Source organism: Micromonospora sp. NPDC006766 (assembly GCF_040636055.1).
GTDB lineage: Bacteria > Actinomycetota > Actinomycetes > Mycobacteriales > Micromonosporaceae > Micromonospora.
In genome coordinates this window covers 1-16417 of record NZ_JBEYIX010000020.1, presented here as the reverse complement: position 1 = coordinate 16417, position 16417 = coordinate 1, and the positions used below count along the sequence as shown (strand labels likewise).

The 16417-nt window shown below is 72.3% G+C and carries 15 protein-coding genes; 5 read left to right on the top strand and 10 right to left on the bottom strand.

Going from position 1 to position 16417, the window contains the following annotated elements:
• Positions 1-11: 11 nt before the first annotated feature.
• From ABZ671_RS18130 to ABZ671_RS18100, 7 genes are read right to left on the bottom strand one after another with little or no spacing between them, the layout of a single operon-like run.
• Positions 12-731, bottom strand: coding sequence for a DsbA family protein (locus tag ABZ671_RS18130; RefSeq protein WP_357858862.1), 720 nt, complete (start codon positions 729-731; stop codon positions 12-14).
• A complete protein-coding gene (locus tag ABZ671_RS18125; RefSeq protein ID WP_357858858.1) occupies positions 728-1630 on the bottom strand; it encodes a thioesterase in 903 nt (300 codons plus the stop codon). The genes ABZ671_RS18130 and ABZ671_RS18125 overlap by 4 nt, the downstream gene beginning before the upstream one ends.
• Complete coding sequence (locus tag ABZ671_RS18120; protein ID WP_357858855.1) at positions 1627-2439, bottom strand: alpha/beta fold hydrolase; 813 nt, start codon at positions 2437-2439, stop codon at positions 1627-1629. The genes ABZ671_RS18125 and ABZ671_RS18120 overlap by 4 nt, the downstream gene beginning before the upstream one ends.
• Positions 2436-3353, bottom strand: coding sequence for a beta-ketoacyl synthase N-terminal-like domain-containing protein (locus ABZ671_RS18115; RefSeq protein ID WP_357858852.1), 918 nt, complete (start codon positions 3351-3353; stop codon positions 2436-2438). Before ABZ671_RS18115 ends, ABZ671_RS18120 begins: the two co-directional genes overlap by 4 nt.
• On the bottom strand, positions 3343-4443 hold the full coding sequence (locus ABZ671_RS18110) for a beta-ketoacyl synthase N-terminal-like domain-containing protein (protein ID WP_357859014.1): 1101 nt from the start codon (positions 4441-4443) through the stop codon (positions 3343-3345). The genes ABZ671_RS18115 and ABZ671_RS18110 overlap by 11 nt, the downstream gene beginning before the upstream one ends.
• A 4-nt stretch (positions 4444-4447) precedes the next feature.
• Positions 4448-5569, bottom strand: a complete 1122-nt coding sequence (locus ABZ671_RS18105; protein WP_357858849.1) for a beta-ketoacyl synthase N-terminal-like domain-containing protein — start codon at positions 5567-5569, stop codon at positions 4448-4450.
• Complete coding sequence (locus tag ABZ671_RS18100; protein ID WP_357858846.1) at positions 5569-6774, bottom strand: beta-ketoacyl-[acyl-carrier-protein] synthase family protein; 1206 nt, start codon at positions 6772-6774, stop codon at positions 5569-5571. The genes ABZ671_RS18105 and ABZ671_RS18100 overlap by 1 nt, the downstream gene beginning before the upstream one ends.
• A 199-nt stretch (positions 6775-6973) precedes the next feature.
• Here ABZ671_RS18100 and ABZ671_RS18095 point away from each other — a divergent pair, with 199 nt between their 5' ends.
• From ABZ671_RS18095 to ABZ671_RS18085, 3 genes are all read left to right on the top strand, one after another.
• The gene (locus ABZ671_RS18095; protein ID WP_357858843.1) at positions 6974-7636 is read left to right on the top strand and encodes a DUF3995 domain-containing protein; all 663 of its coding nucleotides are present in this window, start codon (positions 6974-6976) and stop codon (positions 7634-7636) included.
• A 92-nt stretch (positions 7637-7728) separates the two neighbouring features.
• The gene (locus ABZ671_RS18090) at positions 7729-8814 is read left to right on the top strand and encodes a sensor histidine kinase (protein ID WP_357858840.1); all 1086 of its coding nucleotides are present in this window, start codon (positions 7729-7731) and stop codon (positions 8812-8814) included.
• Complete coding sequence (locus tag ABZ671_RS18085; RefSeq protein WP_357858837.1) at positions 8811-9482, top strand: response regulator transcription factor; 672 nt, start codon at positions 8811-8813, stop codon at positions 9480-9482. The genes ABZ671_RS18090 and ABZ671_RS18085 overlap by 4 nt, the downstream gene beginning before the upstream one ends.
• A gap of 122 nt (positions 9483-9604) precedes the next feature.
• Here ABZ671_RS18085 and ABZ671_RS18080 read toward each other — a convergent pair whose 3' ends face one another.
• The 3 genes from ABZ671_RS18080 to ABZ671_RS18070 all read right to left on the bottom strand — a co-directional run bounded on the left by ABZ671_RS18080 (position 9605) and on the right by ABZ671_RS18070 (position 13129).
• Positions 9605-10411 (bottom strand): AfsR/SARP family transcriptional regulator, encoded by an 807-nt coding sequence (locus tag ABZ671_RS18080; protein WP_357858834.1) that lies wholly within the window; start codon positions 10409-10411, stop codon positions 9605-9607.
• A gap of 180 nt (positions 10412-10591) precedes the next feature.
• On the bottom strand, positions 10592-11080 hold the full coding sequence (locus ABZ671_RS18075; RefSeq protein ID WP_357858831.1) for a hypothetical protein: 489 nt from the start codon (positions 11078-11080) through the stop codon (positions 10592-10594).
• 237 nt (positions 11081-11317) lie between these two features.
• Positions 11318-13129: a hypothetical protein gene (locus tag ABZ671_RS18070; RefSeq protein ID WP_357858828.1), complete on the bottom strand. Its 1812-nt coding sequence runs from the start codon at positions 13127-13129 to the stop codon at positions 11318-11320.
• A gap of 466 nt (positions 13130-13595) precedes the next feature.
• Between ABZ671_RS18070 and ABZ671_RS18065 the strand changes: the two genes are divergently transcribed.
• Positions 13596-14690 carry a ferric reductase-like transmembrane domain-containing protein gene (locus tag ABZ671_RS18065; protein WP_357858825.1) on the top strand — a complete coding sequence of 365 codons (1095 nt, stop codon included), beginning with the start codon at positions 13596-13598 and terminating at the stop codon, positions 14688-14690.
• Complete coding sequence (locus ABZ671_RS18060; protein WP_357858822.1) at positions 14687-16162, top strand: NADH-ubiquinone oxidoreductase-F iron-sulfur binding region domain-containing protein; 1476 nt, start codon at positions 14687-14689, stop codon at positions 16160-16162. Before ABZ671_RS18065 ends, ABZ671_RS18060 begins: the two co-directional genes overlap by 4 nt.
• The last annotated feature ends 255 nt before the right edge of the window (positions 16163-16417 follow it).

Genomic DNA, 16417 nt, shown 5'->3' with positions numbered 1-16417 from the left:
TTCCGTACCGGCTAGCCGCAGCCGCCGGGTTCGTCGTGGTCGAATGAGCCGACCGTGGCCAGCGCCGCCACCGGCAGGCTGTCCAGCAGATCGGGTGACCCGGTTGCCGGGCCGGTACCGCGCGACGCCCACACCGCCGCCTCGACGTCGGTGACCCGGTCCACGCCCCAGTAGCGCTGCCGGTCGACGATGAACAACGGGATGCCGAACACCTCGTCGTGGTGCGCGCTGACCAGCGCCGCCACGCCCAGGTTCCGGATCCGGTCGTCGTCGACGGCGGCCATCAGCTCGGCGCCGGGCAGCCCCGCGGTGTCGCAGGCGGCCCGCAGCACCGCCGGATCGCTGATGTTGTCGCCCCGATCCCAGCGGGCCTCGGTGACGACCCGGTAGAACTGTCGTTCGCAGCCCAGTTCGCGGGCGCGCAGCCAGCCCAGCGCGGACGGTTCCCACCAGGGGGCCACGTCCACCGGCCAGACCAGGCGGTAGCCGAAGCCGGCGGCGAGCCGCTTGGTGTCGTGCAGGATGTACAGGTGCTTGGCCTTGCTCATCACCGTGTAGTGGAAGTCCGCACCCTGGGCCTCCAGACCGGCGCGGGTCCGGGCGTCGGGGTCCCAGAACGGCACGTACTCGAACCGGTCCGCGAAGCCCGGCACGCGCTCCTCGAGCTGGCGCAGCGCCATCCAACTGAACGGGCTCTGGAACGAGAAGTACACCCTGGGTCGATCGGTCACGGCGCGCTCCACAGCAGCGCGGTCTGCGTCTGCTCGTCCATGACGGCGACCTGGCCGGCGTCCGGGCCGCTGGCCACCCCGTACCCGTGGGTGATCGATGCGGTGGCGGTGTGCACGATCCGGCCGTCGCGCACCACGTAGCAGTCCATCCGGCCGGTGAACATGACGTCCTTGACGATGTCGTCGACGGTGAAGACGGTGTGCAGCTCCTCCTCCAGGTACGCGTCGGCGAGCAGCCGCACCTGGGACCGGGTCACGGCCGGGATCCAGTTGCGTTCGGTGAGCATCCGCCGGATCGAGATGCCCCGCGCGGCGAGGTACCGGTGCACCACCTCCTCCAGGTCGCGTACGTAGCCGGAGTGCTGCATCCGGTCGGAGAACTGGCAGTGCGGGTACGGGATGGTCTCACTCCAGCGGAAGCCGGACCGGAACGCGGCGGGCGCCTCGGCCGGGGGGCGCAGGGCGGCGAGGTCCGCCACCACCCGGCCGGCGACCTCGGCCGGTGGTGCGTCGAGGGTCCCGGCGGGCGCGACGAACGCGACCCGGACCTTGCCCTTGAGCACCGGCACCGGCTGCCCGTCGCGCTCGACGGTCAGCGTGACGACGAAGGTGTCCTCGGCGCCGTTGGCGCTCGGCACGGGCGTCGCCTCGGCGTGCACCTCGTCGTCGACGAAGACCGGGCCGGGCAGCCGCACCGAATGCTCCACGATGGACAACTGAACGCCGGAGTCGTGGAACAGCCGGCCGGGCCCGGTTCCCCGGTCGCGGTAGTGCTGCAGCACCGCGTCCTCGGCCAGGTATACGAACTGTTTGAAGCCGACCCAGGTGCCGATGTTGGCACCCTCGTACCGCGGCCGCCCGCGGTAGGTGGTCGGTCGGGCGTCGAGGGCAACGGTCATGTGACAACCTCCAGGGTGGGACCGGTCGGCGACGGTGCCGGGGCGACGCGGTCGAGGAACTCGGCACACTCGGCGGCCACCTCGGCCGCCTGCGTGATGTGACAGAAGTGGCCGTAGTGCGGGTGGATGTGCACCTCCACCGCCGGCATCACGGCGAGCGAGCGGGCCCGTACCCCGGCCAGCCGTTGGTCACCTCGGCCGGCCAGGACGAGGGTCGGGGTGTCGATCTGCCCCAGCGCGGGCCGTGGCGTCGCGAGCAGCCGGTCGAGGACCACTTCGGTGGCGCCGTCGGGCACCCGCGCGACGGCCTTGTCCACCATCGCGGCGAGCACGTCGTCGTCGACGTGGGCGGCGCGCGGGCCGAGCCGGGCCCGCAGCCCGTCGGCCACGACCTGCTGGATCGCCGCTCGGGTGCGGGCGACCAGCACCGGGTGCGGGGCCCGATCCTCGGGGCGAACCAGCGGAGCGAGCAGCACTGCGGCGCGGACCGCGGGCTCCGGCCGGGCGGCCAGGTGATCCAGTACGGCGTTGGCGCCGAAGGAGTGGCCGACGAGAATGTCGACGGGTTCGGGCAGGGCCGCCAGGGCCCGCCGCAGCCAGTCGGCGGGTCTCGCGCCGTCCGTCAGGGATCGGCCCGGGTCGGCGCTCCACGGGGCGTTTACCGTGTACCACCGGTATCCGGCGCCGAGCAGCGCGGCCAGGTGCTGCCAGGTGGTTCCGTTGTCGGCCAGGCCGTGCACCGCCGCCACCACCCGCCCGCGCCTGGGAGCCGGGTCAGCCCCGGGCGCGGTGAGCAGACGCCAGGTCATGTCGGGTCTCCGTCGCGGTACAGCCGCGCGGTGGCGAATCCGTCGCCGGCCGAGCCGCAGGTCAGCACCGCCTCGCCGGCGTCGTCGACGCCGTCGGGTCGGGTGGCCGGGTCGGTCAGCCACCGGGCGGCGAGCGCGGTCTGCAGCACCCCGGCCGCGCCGTAGCCGGCGTCGATCAGGGCGGCCAGGTCGTCGGACGCGTCGCCGCCGGACAGTCGGATGGCCCGCGGTCCGGCCGCCGGGATCGCCTCCGGTGCGCGGTGTCGGCGTACCGAGTGCAACCGCACCCCGCCGGGCCGCCGGGCCGGGGCGAGCACCACGCAGGCGGCGATCCCGTGCGGCGGGCCTGACGGCAGGCCGGCGGCGGCACGCAGCGCGGTGGCGATCTCGTCGGCCGGCTCGGCGCCCACCACGATGACGCGGGGTGCCCGGCCGCTGCGCACCAGCAGGGCGCCGAGCCGCAGCGCGTCGAGCCCGCCGGTCGCGCCGGAGCAGACCATCAGGTTGGGGCCGGTGAAGCCGTACCGGATGGCGATGCTGCTCGCGATGATGTTGCTGGAGGCGTTCGGCGCCTGCATCGGGCTCACCCCGCGCAGGCCGCCCACGCGCACTTGGTCGACGATGTCGCAGACGGTGGCGACGTTGCCGAAGTTGGAACTGACCACCACGGCCGTGCCGACGGCGCCGGCCACCGGTGCGGCCGGCCGGCCGGGCGGCAGGCTCAGAGCCCGGTGTACGGCGCACATCGCGATCCGCACCGCCGGCTCCTTGAACAGCAGCCCCTTGCGGCCGAGCAGGGTGTGCGCATCGTCGGGGCCGCAGTCCGGCTCGGTGGCCGAGGCGATCAGCCGGTCCGGGGCGATCCCCGGCACGTGTACGCTCGCGGCCTCGATCGCCACCCGGTCACCGCTCACGCCGCACCTCCACCAGGCAGACGGCGTTGACGCCGCCGAATCCGAACGCGTTGACCTGGGCCACCCGGGCGTCGGTGGCGGCCGGCTCGCCGACGACCAGGTTCAGCGGGGCCGCCTCGGGGATCGGCGTACGCAGTCCGACCACCGGCGGCACCTGGCCGTGGCGCAGTGCCTCGACGGCGACGAGCAGGCTCATCAGCCCGGCGCTGCCGGAGGTGTGCCCGATCGCGCCCTTGATCCCGGTGACCAGCGGCCCGGGGTGGGCGTCGGCGAAGAGCCCGGCCAGCACCCGGGCCTCGGTCGGGTCGTTCAGCGCGGTGCCGGTGCCGTGGGCCAGCACCAGGCCGACGTCGGCCGGGTGCAGGCCGGCCCGCCGGTAGGCGTCGGTCATCGCGGCGCGCAGGCCGTCCGGGTCGGGCGCGGTCTCGTGGTACGCGTCGCACGACAGGCCCACCCCGCGCAGCTCGACGGCGGCCCCGGTGTCCGGGGCGCGCTGCACCACGACGGCCACCGCGCCGTCGCCGAGCAGCACCCCCTTCCGGTCGGCGTCGAACGGCCGTACCGCGTCGCTGGACTCGTCACCGACCCGCCCGATCATGGCGAGCATGCTCTCGGCCATCGCGTCCGCGCCGCAGGCCAGCACCGCGTCCGCCTCGTCGAGCTCGATCAGGTCGGCGGCCAGGGCGAGCGCGTGCGACGAGGCCGCGCAGGCGTTGGAGACGGTGACGACGTCCTCGATCCCGGGCAGCGCGCTGCGGACGGCGGTGCCGAAGTGCAGCGCGTCCGGGTCCACCGGCTGCCCGTCCGCCCGCCACCGCTCCACCGCGCGCAGCTCGCGCAGCCCGGTGCCGACGATCGCGACGACACGCTGCCGGGCGCAGTCGAGGCCGGCGTCGCGGGCCGCCGCCGCCACGCACTCGGTCAGCCAGCCGCCAGCCCGGTACGGGCGCTCCGGTCCGGTCGCGTCGACGTGATAGCCGTAGCGGACGTTGACCCCGTCCGGGGCGACGTGCCGCAGCGGCTGCCGGCCGGACTCCCCGGCCAGCAACGCCTGGTACGTCTCGGTGCTGTCGCCGAGGCTGGTGCGCATCGCGCTACCGGTGATCGCGAGCGGCACGCCCGTTCCCCTTCAGCAGAGCGGCGCCGACGGAGCCGTCGGCGGTGCTGGCGACGATCAGCGAGAGGCAGTCGTCGTGCTCCGGCTCGCCCCGGTGGTGCGCCAGCACGGCGGCGACCTGGAGCGCTCCGGCTGCGGTCGGGCAGTTGCCGACCAGGTCGGTGATCGCCACGCGGCTCGCGTCCGGGCCGATGGTCGCGTTGAGCGCGTCCTGCTCGGCGGCGGCGCCGGAGGTGACCACGGTGGCCAGTTCCTCGGGGGCGACGCCGGCCCGGCGCAGCATCCGACGCACCCGGTCGGCGAGCGCCGTGGCGAGGTCGGTCCGCCCGCCGGTGTGGCCGAGGTCGACTGCGAGGATCTCCACGACCGGTTCCCGGCCGGCGGCCCGCATGGCGGCGGCGTCCTCGACCAGGAAGACCGCGCCGCCCTCGCCCCCGGCGGTTGTCGACGCGCCGCCGGCCCGGTGGTCGGCCCACGCCATGTGCGGGGTGTACTCCTCCATCGCCCCGACCAGCAGCGCCTCCGCCCGGCCGCGCCCGAGAACGGTCATCGCGTAGCGGAGGGCGGCGAGGGTCGCCATCGGACCGCCGGCGAGGGTGGCGTTGATTCCGCGCAGCCCGTGCCAGATCGCCGCCTGGCCGGCCGCGCAGTTGAGCACGGTGTTGGGGAACAGGATCGGGTTGACCAGGTAGGGCTTCTCCTGCACCAGCGTGTCGCGGCTGTAGTCGCTGGTCGACTGGAGGCTGCCGACGCCGGTGCCGAGCACCACGCCGACCCGGTCCCGGTTGTCGTCGCCGACGACGAGGTCGCTGTCGGCCAGCGCCTGCCGGCAGGCCAGTACGGCGAAGGCGGTCCGCCGGTCGAGGAAGCTGGTGCCCTTGCGGCCCAGGTGGTCGCGGGCCCGGAAACTGGCCAGGGCGTACGCCCGCGGGTCCGGGACCGGGGCGTCGGTCAGCTTCGCCGCGTCGGTCGTGCCGTCCCGCCCGGTGCGCAGCCCGGCGGTGAACTCGTCGGCGCCCAGCCCGTACGGGGAGAGCACACCCCAGCCGGAGACGCCGAGCGCGAAGGTCTCGGCACGCGAATCTGTCGTCACGGTCATCAGAGCCGTCCAAGGATGGTGATGGCGTTGTTGCCGCCGAAGGCGAACCCGTTGACCTGGACGATGCGCGGCTGCGCGGGGCGTGCCTCGTTCGGCACGACGTCCAGACCGGGCATCGCCGGGTCGGTGGTCACGTGGTTGATGGTCGGCGCGAGGAAGCCGGCCGAGATGGCCAGCGCGCCGGCGAGGGCGCTGAATCCGCTCGCCGCGCCCATCGTGTGGCCGAGGATCGACTTGATCGAACTCATCGGCGGCATCCGGTCGCCGAAGACGTCACGCACCGCCTCGTACTCGGCGGTGTCGTTGGCAGGGGTGGCGGTGCCGTGGGCGCAGATGAAGTCGACCTCGTCGGCCTTGATGCCGGCGTCCCGGTGGGCCAGCCGCATGCAGCGGGCCACACTCGCCGCGTCCGGGGCGGTCGGATGCTTGGCGTCACAGGTGAGCCCGTAGCCGAGCACCTCGCAGTAGACGCGGGCGCCGCGGGCCCGCGCCGAGTCCAGGCTTTCCAGGAACAGCGCGACGCCGCCCTCGGCGGTGATCACGCCGGCCCGGTCCCGGTCGAACGGCGCGCACTGCTCGGCGGCGAGCGCGCCCAGCCGGTAGAAGCCCGCGTGCGCCCACCGGCACACCGAGTCGGCGCCACCGACCATCATGTAGTCCTGTTCGCCAGTGGCGATGGCGTCGAAGGCGTACCCGAGGGCGTAGTTGCTCGCCGAGCAGGCGGTCGAGACGGTCAGCGTCGTACCTCGCAGGCCAAGTTCGCGGCTGACCGCCTCGGCGACCCGGCCCGCGGGCAGTTGGCGGGCCAGCGCTTCCGGTGTGCTGGGGTAACCGCGGGCCAGCCAGTGCTCGGTGAGCCGTTCCACGACCTGGGATTCGCCGCTGGTCGTACCCATGCAGACGCCGAACCGGTCGGACCGGTCCGCCAGGTCGGTGGCCTGCGCGTCGGCGAGCGCGAGCCGAGCCGCGGCGGCGGCGAATTGGCTGCTGCGGCCCCATTCCGCCGGGTCGAGTCGGGCCAGCATCCCCTCCGGCGCGAAGTCGTGCACCTCGCCGGCCCGGTCGGTGAGGAAGCCGGTGGTGTCGAAGCTGGCGATCGGCGTGATCCCGCTGCGCCCGGCGCGCAGCGCCGTCGTGAAGGCGTCGACGCCGATGCCGATGCTCGACACCGGACCGAGCCCGGTTACCACAACCCGTCGGTTCATCACCCGGAGTCCTTTGTGAGTCCTTGGGCCGCGTCCGGCGGCGAGCGCCGCGCGCCGTCCCGTCATCCGCAGCGTGGTCGGGTTCTCACCGTCGAGGCACCGCCTTGTGGCGGCCTCGCGTCGGCCTCGACGTCGCCTCGAACACACCGGGCTGCCGGTCGAGCGAGGGTAGAGGGCACTTCGAGCAGGCCGGGCGAGCGTGGCGAATGCCGGCGGCGCGACCGCACCGACGGCCACCGATACCATCCCGACTGACCTGACGAACCCGACCAAACGGGAGGACCCGTTGACCCGCGGCACCGCAGCGAGCATCAATGGCCGGCGTGATGGCGGCCCAGCCGACCCGACGAAGGGCGACGGCGTCCGGCCGGGCGCGTGGGCCGGATACGGCGCCTGCCTCTGGTCGCTGTTGTTCGCCGCGCTCAGCTTCTACTGGGCGGCCGGTGGCCTGGTCGGCGCGGGCACGATCGGCCCGGCCGTGGAAGGCCCGGCGTTGGCCCGGGAGCCGTCGTTCGTGGCCCTGTTGTGGGCCACCGCGGTGCTCAAGCTGATCGCTGCGGCCCTCGCCTTCGCGCTGGTGCGGCAACTACCGCGCTGGGCGCCACGCTGGCTGCTGCTGCTCGCCGGCTGGGGCGCCGCCACCCTGCTGTCGCTGTACGCCCTGGCCAACGTGGTGCAGCACCTGCTGATCGTGGCCGGGGTGGTCGACGTCCCCGCCGGGCTGGGCCGCGCGGCGCTGCCGTGGCATCTGCTGTTGTGGGATCCGATTTGGCTTTCTGGTGGCCTGCTGTTCAACCTCACGGCAATCCGCTACACGCGGCTCACCGCGCGGACAACGCAACAACACAAATTGGTGAACTAGTTGATTCATGTACCAGCGGATCTTGCCGGCCAACCGGGAAGCCATGGAAACTTGCCTGTCGGGGGGATGGCTCGACGGAGGGTAAGGGACCGATGGATCAAAACGCGCTCGCTACGGGAATCGCTGTCGCGAGCGCGTTCGAGGCCCGCCACGAAACCGTTTTAGACACTTTCCGTAAGCGTCTGATCGGGATCTGCGGCCCGCTGGGGCTGGAAGAAGCCCTTCTCAACCAGGCGATCGCGCAGGCACGGCAGGTGCTCATCGATGTCACCGACAGTGTCCGAACAGGACAGATTCAGGTCGACGAGACGGCGATCGCCTTTCTCTGGCAGACCGGGTCGGCGGGGGTCCAGAGCAATGTGCACCCGGTCGAGTCCCTGCGAACCGCCAACGAGTTGTTCGAGCCGGTGCTCGACGCGGTGATCGAGACCGCGTCCGGCCAGCCGGACGCCACCTGCATCATCCGGACGGCCACCCAGGCTCTGCAGCGCAGCATCACGACCCGGATCCGCTGGGCCTCCGAGATGTACGTCGCGTTCCTGCTCGACCGCGTCCAGGAGGCTCAGCTCGCCGAGCGACGCCGGATCGCCCGCGAGCTGCACGACCGGGTCGGCGGATCAGCCAGCGTCGTCAGCCGTAACCTCGAACTGGCCGGAGCATACGCAAAGACCGATCCCGACCGTAGCCAGAGCAAGATGGACGTGGCCTACCGGGCCAGCCTGCACACCCTGGAGGCGGTCCGGGGCGTGGCCACCGACCTGCGGCTGGAGTCCAAGTTCGACAACATGGAGCAGGCCCTACGGGGCTTCCTCGACGTGATGGGCGAGGGCAACGCGACGGTCGACCTCGCGGTCCGCGGGGATGAGGCGTGGGTGCCTCCCGAGGTGCTGGCCGAGCTGTTCCTGGTGGTCCGGGAGGCACTGCGCAACGCCTTCCGCCACTCGTCGGCCAACACCATCCTGAGTCACGTGGACATCGCGCCGCACGAGGTCCGGGCCTGGGTCAGCGACGACGGCGTCGGCTTCGATCCGGACGCCGGCACGGCCAGCGGCGGGGGCGGGCTGGCTTCGATGCGGGAACGTGTCGAGTTGCTCGGCGGCAAGCTCGCCCTGCACAGTACGCCGGGGCACGGCACCATGATCGAGGCGTACATCCCGCTGGCCGGGGCCGTGGCATGACACCGTCCTCCGCGCCCACCAGGATCCTGCTCGTCGACGACCACGCCCTGTTCCGGCACGGGCTTCGTGAGTTGCTGTCGATGGAACCGGACCTGACCGTGATCGGTGAGGCCGGCACCGGCGGCGAGGCGGTGGCGTTCGTCGCCGCGCACCGGCCGGACGTGATGCTGCTCGACGTGGGCATCCCCGGCGATCACGCCGCCACCACCATCACCCGGACCCTCGCGGCGGCGCCGGCCACCCGCATCATCATCCTGAGCATGTTCGACGAGCCGACCGTGGTGCGGGAGCTGCTCGGTGCCGGCGCTCGGGCGTACCTGTTGAAGAGCGTGACCCGGGACGACCTCGTCGCGACGCTGCGGAGCGTGCGGGCCGACCCCGACCGGATCATGTTGTCGATTTCGCGGGAGAGCTTCGAGCAGGTCAGCGACACCGGCGCCAGGGTTCTGTCCGATCGAGAGGTGGAAATCGTCGGCCTGGTGGCGCAGGCGTACAGCAACTCGCAGATCGCCCGGCGGCTGGACATCACCGAGGGCACGGTCAAACGGCATCTGCGCAACGTGTTCGCCAAGTTGGGCGCGGTGTCCCGGATCGACGCGGTGAACAAGGCCATCGCGATGAACCTGGTCAGCCCGGAGAAGCCGTCGGCCCCACGGCTACGCGGCTGACCACCTTCGACGGCGGCCCGTGGCCGGGTCGGCGTCGCTGACGTTGCCGGCCCGAACCGGCCGGCGCCCCGCTCCTCGACATCCGCTCGCGCGGGCCGGAAGTCGGGGGCGCCGGCCTGCGGTCAGCTGACGGTTGCGAGCAGCCGCACGGGGCTGCCGTTGAGCACCTGCCGCTGGAGTTCCTGCAGCTCCGGCGTTGGTTCCAGGCCCAGTTCGTCGGAGAGGGTCTGCCGGAGGTTCCGGTACGCGTGCAGTGCCTCGGCCCGCCGGCCGCACCGGTTCAACGCGGTGATCAGCTGGGCGTGGAACCATTCGTTGAACGGATGCGCCGCGACCAGGCCCCGCAGCTCGGTGACGAGTTCCCGGTAGCGGCCCAGCCGGGCGTCCGCCTCGATGCGCAGCTCCAGCGCCCGCATCCGCAGTTCGCTGAGGTGTGCGATGTCGGCGGCCATCGAGTCCTCGACGCGGACGTCGGCGAGCACCGGCCCCCGCCACAGGGACAGCGCCTGGCGCAGTCGCTGGGCGGCCTCGGCCGGCTGAGCCGCGTCCAGCAACGCGCCGCCCTCGGCACAAAGGCGGGCGAAGACGGTGGCGTCGAGTTGTTCCTCGCCGAGCGACAGCAGGTAACCGGTCGGTCGGGTGATCAGGAGCTGGTCGGCGGAGCCGGCGACGCCCACCCGCTCGAACAGTGCGCGGAGCTGGTAGACGTACGTCTGTGTGGTGGTGGCGGCGCTTCGTGGCGGCCGGTCACCCCACAACCAGTCGAAGATGGCGTCCTGGCTCACCGTTTGGTTCGCCCGTAGCAGCAGCAGCGCGAGAACGGCACGAACCTTGGGCGCGGTCGGCGTGCAATCAAGGCCGTGCTGCCGGACTTCCAGACCGCCAAGAATGTTGAAGCGGAGCATTTTGTGACCCTCTTCTCTCTGCATCTGGCCTAGACGCTAGCCGTCCGCCGGCCAACATCAATGCCGCTGCGTCCAAGGAGAGCCACCTCGCATCAATAGTCCACCGTCGATACAACTTTAGAGGTACGGCACCGCGCCGAAGGGTGCGCACAACCGGCGCACCGATGGCGCCGAAATGAGTGTGCCAGCCGCCTCCGACACGACTCACTCCTGAACCGCGGTGGCTTCGGCGAGCTCCTTGATGGTGAGCAGCTGCTTGCGGCCCATGAGCGCGTCACCGACCGCCAGCGCGGCCCGGCGGGCCTGCTCGAAGACGGTCGTGGCGCCGACGTCGAGTCGCCCGACCAGCCGGGTGCCGGCCGCGCACGGTGTCACCCGGTAGGTCACCGCCACCTCGCCGTAGCTGCGCCGGTGCCGCTGCCCGATCAGGCCGGTGAGATGCTCATCGCGGACGAAATCGACCACCTCGAAAATGAGGAACTTCTGGCCCAGCGCCAGCTCCTCGGCGCCCGGGGTGAGGACCCGGGGGCTGCGCCGCCCCAGGTTGTCGACCAGGTCGTAGCTGTACGGCGCGACCTTGAGTTGGCACAACCACCGATACACCACGGGGACCGGCGCCGCCACGTCGACGGCCCGGACGAACGAGCGGAACGGCACGGTCAGGTGGCGATCACACGGATAGTCGGACGCCACCTCTTCCGGCGTCGCGTTCCAGACCCGAGGATCCCATCGCCGGAGTGTCTCTCGCAGCACAACTGACCGCCTCTGCTCCACCGGCCTGGCCAACGCCACGGCCGGACGCCCGATCCGCACCCGGGGCTTCCGCCCGTCACCGACGTGACCATGCCCGGGTCGAGGCGACATCGATGGCCGGTCGAAGGCGGTCCGCACCGCCGGCCGGGCCACGGACCGGCGCGCGAACGCCGACTGTCACGGCCGGAAGTCGTCGTGGAGCGCGACGCGAGAGAACTCGTACCCGTCGCGGGTATGCCAGTAGTGCAGCCGGCGCGCGGAGGCCGACTCTCGCTGGAGCGCCACCCGCCAGCAGGTCGCTCCGTCAGGCCGGCGAACGTTGTGGCTGCCGGCGGCGCCCGTGCGCAGTGGGTGCAGGTCACGGCCCGCGAGGTGCTGGACCTGGCCGGTGAGCACCTCCACCACCACGGCTACGACCTTTGCCCGGCTGATGCCTTCGAGCTGTTCAACGGTTTCAAGGAAATCCGGAGCCAGCGCGTACTTGGCGAGGGGCTTGTCGGCCTTCTCGGCGGCGGGAATGCGCTGCGCCCACTCGCAGGTGACCTCGTAGCGGAACTGTTCCTCGGGATCGAGGAACAGCGGGCCGGCCACGCGGGCCGTCTGGTCGGCGCGGCCCTGCGCGCTCTTGAGCTGCCTGGCCAGACGCTGCCGAGCCAGGTCGGCGCCACGGTAACGGGTCTGTAGCTGCTCGATGGAGAGGGTCGCCTGGGCAAGCTGGGCCTCGAGCTCGGCGGCTCGCGCCCGTAAACCACCCAGCTCGTCGGCGAGGGCCTTGCGGGTGGCCCGCTCGGCCGCCAGCTCGTTACTCAGTTGCGACACGTACGTCAGGTCAACCCCCGGCGCCGCCGGGGTGGCTCGCGCCGTCGCCGGTCCCTGCGACGGGGGTAGCCGTCGGGCCAGGTCCAACGGCGTCGGCTGCCGAGGCGCCACGTTTGGCTCGACGAGTTGCCGCGGCGGCGCCACCGGTGGCCGGGACGCCGCCGCAGTTGGCGGTTGCGGCTCCGGCTCGGGCGGGCGCAGCCACGGCGGCCCACCCGGAAGCAGGCTCGGCGCCGGCCTGGGCACCTCCTCGTCGTCGACGTCGTCCAATCGCAGCCGCAGCGGTTCGGCCGCGACGAGGCGACAGGCGACGATCTCGCCGACGCTGAAGAGATTGCCCAATGTGTCCTTGTGGTTGCTGGTGACCGCCGCCCTGTCGACCTCGACCTCAAGGCCGGGCAGCAGCCGGACGGCGACCGCGTCGTCGGCCACGGCCGCCACCTCGGCGAGAATGACGTCGCCGACACGGTAGGCCTGATCGATGCCGGCGCGGGCGGTAGCGGCGTCGGCGAACCGCAGCGCGGCACGGAGATCCAGCCGCCGCGACTCAGGGTCGTAGCGGCCCGACACCGTCTGCCCCTTGACCAGCACCCGGTCCAACGCCACGCCGGGGACGGTCAGCTCCTCCCACACCGTGGCCATGGACATGTCGGCCAACGTGACCAGCGCGCGCGATCCGATGACGCCCTGCACCCGGCCGGACCGCTCCTGCGTTCCGGAACGAGTCCGCGGTTCGACCAGTCCGGCTGCCAGAGCCGCCTGCAGCGCATCGCTGATCAACTGGTCGGTGATCCGTTTGCGGTCATGCGGCGAGTAGGCGAACCGCAACCGGCTGCGCCCAGGATCAGAAACCCAGGCGTGATCGACGGGATAGACCCGGCCCGCGCCGCCGTACACCTGGGTCATCGGTGGCATTGCTCGTGAGAACGCCCACGAGATGTCGCTCGTGGGCATCAGCACCACCTCAGCCAGGTCGCCGACCGCCTCCTTGATCTCGCCCGGATCACCGAACGGCTCGTCGTGCTCCCCCGGGATGGTCAACACCACGATCGGCCACCGCCGCCCCGGCATCAACAACCGGTACGCGAGCTCGCCGGCCTCAGCCTCTGAACGAATGCGCCGCACCCCGGACGGGGCGCTGACCACCTGACTGATGCCCGTTTGCCCCATCAAGCCCGACTCCCTTGCGGCAGCGACTCGTTCCGGAAAAGCCAACATTCACAGTGACCGCGCCTCGCCAGGCATGCGGCGATCGGAAGGCGGCGTGCAGAACACTTCCGAGGTACGTCACAGCAAGCAACCCGGTCAGGGTAAGCGCGCCAGCGCCATCGCGGCTATCGGCCGTAGGTCCGCACCGATGACGCCGGGAGTGCTGCGGCGCAACCAAGTTCGCCTGCGGCTCGGTGCCGTTCGATCGTCATCCCTCCCGTGATCTGCGCATCGTCGGCGATCGAACCGTGCGGCGGCCTATGCCCGGCGCGGCAAACCTTAAGTTCTCATAAAGGACGGTTGCCTGCTATGCCCGACACTGGTAGAAACCCACCGGGCACCAGGCCAATCCCCCTGCGCAGCCGGATGTTCGCACGCGGCGACCGCCGGGGACAACGGCGCAGCGCGTCGCGATATCGGAGGTGACATGGACGGCGGGAGGACAACCCGGTCGCCGCTCCGCACCACTGGCCTGGCCGCCCGGCCGGCGCGCCGCAACGGCACCCGGCGACTCGCCCTCGGCGCGGCCGTGGCCGTGGTCACGGCCGCGGCTTTCACGCCGGTCGGCAGGGTCGCCATCGCCAGGTCCTTCGCGTTCCTGGAGTTCTTCACCGGCGTGTTCAGCCTGGTCGGCCTCTCGATCACGGTGATGATCGGGCTGGCCGCGACCGACCGGCTGCTTCTGCTGATCCGCCACCGGATCCTGCTGCAGATCGTGCACCGGGCCACCGCGGCCACCGCCATGGTCTGCCTGGCGATCCACGTCGCGACGAAGCTCATCGAGGGCCACGCCCAACTGTGGGACCCAGCGGTCCCGTTCCTCGCCTCGCACCGGCCGATCCAGGTCGGGCTCGGCACGCTGGCCAGCTACCTCATGATCGTGGCGACCTGGACCGGTGTCACCCGCGCCTCGTACGCGCAAAGCCGACGGCCGGGCCGCTGGCGGGTCCTGCACGCCACCGCGTACGCCGCCTGGGGCCTCGCCCTGGTCCACGGGCTCACGTCCGGCCGGCCCGCCCCCACCTGGGTGGTGGTCAGCTACAGCATCTGCATCGGTCTGGTCACCCTGGCCCTGCTGGTGCGCCTCTTCGTGGCCCTGAGCCGCCGCACACACCTAGCCGCGGCGCAGACCACCCGCCGGATGCGCCCGACGCGCCAGCCGGAACCGGCCGCCGCCACCCCACTGGCGACGAACGTTCTCATTCCCACCCTGGGCGCAACCGAGTGGGCCGACGTGGAACCGGACGAAAAGACGGCCCACCGACCGGCGCACGCGGCTGCCACGCCCGCGGCTGAACGCACCGTCGCCGCGCCCGCGGCTGAACGCACCGTCGCCGCGCCCCGCCAGCGCCGGGCGAGTGACTACCGGCCGTACCGGCCGCTGCGCGAGGAACGACCGGTGTCCCCGCCGCACAGCCCGGCCCCGGCCGGCGAACCCGTCCTGGCGCGTCAACTCGACGAGACCGTCGAGATCACCGACGAGGAGTTCTGGGCGTACATCCGCAACGAGGTCGGCCGGTGACCGTACCTGTCGTCGGGCACCTCGGCCCGCCACGCCTGACCGCCGGGCTGGACCGGGCCGAACGCCTGGACCACCGGGTGCACCTGGCCGTACACGGGAATCTCCGCCCGTTCAGCCTGGCGGCCATCCTCGACCTCGCCAAGGAAATCGGCCTGAAGGGACGCGGCGGGGCCGGTTTCCCGTTCGCCCGCAAGCTCGACGCGGTGGCCCGCTCGGCCCAGCGGCGGGACCTTCCGGTCACCGTGGTCGTCAACGGCACCGAGGGCGAGCCGGCCAGCTGGAAGGACAAGGCGCTGTTGACCCGCGCCCCCCATCTGGTGCTGGACGGCGCCGCGCTCGCCGCGCACGCGCTCAAGGCCGAGAGCATCGTCATCGGGGTGACCGACGACGGCGTGGCCGCCGACTCGGTGCTCGCGGCCGTCGCCGAACGCCGGATGCCGGCCCCCACCCGACTGGTCACCATGCCGCACCGGTTCATCTCCGGCGAGAGCGGCGCGCTGATCCGTGGCCTCAATGGAGATGTCCCGATCCCGCCCGGACGCAAGAGCCTGGCCAGCGACGCCGGCGTGGGCGGCCGGCCGACCCTGCTGTCCAACGCCGAGACGTACGCGCAACTGGCCGTCGCCGCGCATCTCGGTCCGTACGCGTACAGCGAGGTCGGCACCCCCGACGAACCCGGCACCGTGCTGCTCACCGTGGGCGGCTCCGCCCGGCAGCCGGCCGTGCTGGAAGTGCCCACCGGCATGCCCCTGGCGGACGTGCTCGACCTCTGCGCCGCCACCATCGGTCCCGGCCTCCTGACCGGCGGATTCCACGGCAAATGGATCACCCCGGCCGCGGCCGCCCGCGCGGAGGTGTCCCGCGCCGGCCTGGACACGGTCGGCGGCACACTCGGGGCGGGCATCATGCTGCCCCTTGGGGACGGGACCTGTCCGCTCGGCGAGGCCGCCCGAGTGTTGCGCTACCTCGCCGGGCAGTCTGCCGGCCAGTGCGGACCGTGCCAGTTGGGCCTGCCCGATCTGGCGCGGGCGATGAGCGCGCTCAGCGACGGCAGCGGCGGCGCCGCCGCGCTGGAGCGCATCCGCGCGGCGGCCGGCGGGGTCCGCGGGCGGGGCGCGTGCAGCCACCCGGACGGCACCGTCCGATTCGCGCTCTCCGCGATCGACACGTTCACCGAGGACATCGCGACGCACCTGGCGCGCGGCGGTTGCGGCGCGCCGGTGCGGGGCGTACTGCCGCTACCCGAGAGCGAGGAATCGACAGCCGGCCGGCTCATGGTCGACTGGTCCCGCTGCGACGGACACGGACTGTGCGCCCAACTCGCGCCCGAACTGATCACGCTGGACCCGAACGGCTATCCGTCCCTGCCGGAGGCGCCGGTCCCACCCTGGCTGGACAGTAGCGCGCGGAAGGCGATCGCCATGTGCCCAGCCCTCGCCCTGCGTCAGGAAGCGCCGCTGTCCGCCAAGTGATCCTGGGTGCTGCGGCATTCCAGGAGGACCACGTCGCGCCAGCGGCCATGCGGGCACGGTCGGCGCGTTCAGCCGCTGCCGGTGGCACCCGTGTGGTCCGACTGGCCGGGATGCGTTCACCAGCCGTCCTCCGCCGCGTACTGCGAATCCCCTGACCCCGCCGTCGCCGCGTTCTCCGCGGCGCACCGGCTCGGGCGGCGGGCTCGACGTTCTCGGTTATCGCCAGATTGGTGGCCGGGTTGGACATGGCCTGGC